Annotated in this window: 2 protein-coding genes; both read right to left on the reverse strand. The window is 39.8% G+C overall.

From position 1 onward, the window contains the following. Positions 1-175 precede the first annotated feature (175 nt). On the reverse strand, positions 176-991 hold the full coding sequence (cobM, locus tag IQ228_RS25080; RefSeq protein ID WP_027400853.1) for a precorrin-4 C(11)-methyltransferase: 816 nt from the start codon (positions 989-991) through the stop codon (positions 176-178). A gap of 125 nt (positions 992-1,116) precedes the next feature. Further along, on the reverse strand, positions 1,117-1,992 hold the full coding sequence (gene lgt / locus IQ228_RS25085; RefSeq protein WP_193964858.1) for a prolipoprotein diacylglyceryl transferase: 876 nt from the start codon (positions 1,990-1,992) through the stop codon (positions 1,117-1,119). Between the last annotated feature and the right edge of the window lie 162 nt (positions 1,993-2,154).

The following is a 2,154-nucleotide window of genomic DNA, read 5'->3' on the forward strand; positions in this document are numbered from 1 at the left end:
TTGTGTATAAGAGACAGGGGGAGGGGAGAACAGAAGTTTTTTTTTATTACCCGTCAAAATAAATTTGACGAACTACTAGTACAAAACGGCGTAAATAAACCAACCATTCTAAATCCTCCAAAAGCCTATACTGTCTTTATTTTGACTTTTGACTTTTGACTTCCGCCTTGCGGTACTAGCCAAGATTATGGGATGCACGGAATAAATGATTATGTTCGGGGTGATACAAGCGGGAGCGCCCACTTACTGGTAGTAGTGCGGGACTGATGACATAAAGTGTAGTTCGCCGTAATTTTTCTTCATGGGTACAATCTGCGATTTGTGCTAAATTCACAACCCGGATTTTTTCATCTGGCCAGCCTAAGCGATAGCAAATTGCTACTGGAGTATCTGGATCATAATGTTCTAATAATTTTTCTTGGGCTTCAGTAATATGACTCACACTTAAATATAAACATAAACTGGCACGATGGGCGGCTAAAGCTGCTAACTCTTCAGTATCAGGGACATGGGTACGACCGCTAATGCGAGTGAGAATAATAGTTTGGACTAAACCAGGAACAGTTAACTCTATTTTCAATTTAGCTGCGGCAGCTTGAAAGGCACTGATACCAGGGATAACTTCAAAAGGAATATCCGCATCGGCTAATAGCTGCATTTGTTCATGAATAGCACTATACAGACTAGGATCACCAGAATGTAGCCTGACTACTGATTTATGCGATCGCACGGCATCAATCATCAATGGTAAAATTTCTTCCAAAGTCCGATTTGCTGTTTTAATAATTTCCGCATCTGCACGACAAATATCTAAAATCTGTTCGGGAATTAAAGAATCTGCAAATAAAATCACATCAGCCGCAGCCAACAACTTTTGCGCCCTAACCGTTAATAAATCAGGATCTCCTGGTCCGGCACCAACAATATAAACCGCAGATTCTAAGGCATTGGGATACTTAGAAAAACTCAAATTACTAGTAGATTCACTCATCAATTTTCCCCTTCAAAACCCTGCAAAAAAAAACTTTTAGCATTTCCTGAGTAATATCCGGATTCAGCCACTTTGCCTAGTAGAAATAGATGGTAGATGCACCCTGGTTAAGCCCTGGAGATTAATTACTCCGGGGCATTTTTTTCTCCATTCACTGAAGAAACAACATCAGGTAAAGAACGCTTGAATATATACAGCCAAGCTAAACCAAATAATCCTAAAGTCATTCCCCCTAAACTTACCATTTGTGCCATCCGTAAAGGTCCTAGCATTAAGCTATCTGTGCGTAAACCTTCAATCCAAATCCGTCCCAAGCTATAGGCAACCCAGTAAACTAAAAATAACGTTCCTACCTTCAACCGGGGTTTTTTAGATAAAGCTCGAAAAAACAAAGTTAGCAACAATGCAAACACCATTAAATTCCACAACGATTCATACAGAAAAGTGGGATGGAAATATTCAAAATTCACGAAATCCAAAGGACGACGATCTGGGGGAATATATAATTTCCAAGGTAAATTAGTTGGTCTGCCAAAAGCTTCCGAGTTGAAAAAATTTCCCCACCGACCAATGGCTTGCCCTAGTATTAAGGAAGGAGCAACCAAATCAGTCAATTGCCAAAAAGATACCTGATTCAATCTAGCAAAAATTAACGCCGCGATCGCACCGCCAATAATTGCCCCATGAATAGCAATACCCCCTTGCCAAATTGCAATTATCCGTTCCGGGTGTTGAGAATATTCTGGCCACTGAAACAAAACATAATACAATCTAGCGGCAGGAATAGCCCCAATCACCAACCAAATTGATAAATCACTGATTAAATCTGGATTCAGATGACGACGCTTGGCTAAGTATTGAGAAAGACTAACACCAAGTAACACAGCAGAAGCAATCAACAACCCATACCAACGAATAACAATTGGTCCCAATTTAACCACAATCGGACCAGGAGAAGTAAATAAAAACCCCAAAGGCAAAACAGAAAAATCCACTACCATACAAAACTACCTATAGGAATTTGAAATCTATGGAGATGAAACACAATAATATAGTACGTCTTAGTCACTATAGCGATAAGTAATTCAGCAAAATTAAAATCATTAGTCATTGGTCATTGGTCATTGGTCATTGGAATAATTCTTTCCCCCCTGCCCCTGCCC

The sequence above is a fragment of the Dolichospermum sp. LEGE 00246 genome, assembly GCF_015207865.1.
GTDB classification, from domain to species: Bacteria; Cyanobacteriota; Cyanobacteriia; order Cyanobacteriales; family Nostocaceae; genus Dolichospermum; species Dolichospermum heterosporum.

What these genes read in the sequence shown, in the direction of transcription:
- cobM (WP_027400853.1), bottom strand. Translation starts at nt 991, where the DNA reads ATGAGTGAATCTACTAGTAATTTGAGTTTTTCTAAGTATCCCAATGCC.
- lgt (WP_193964858.1), bottom strand. Translation starts at nt 1,992, where the DNA reads ATGGTAGTGGATTTTTCTGTTTTGCCTTTGGGGTTTTTATTTACTTCT.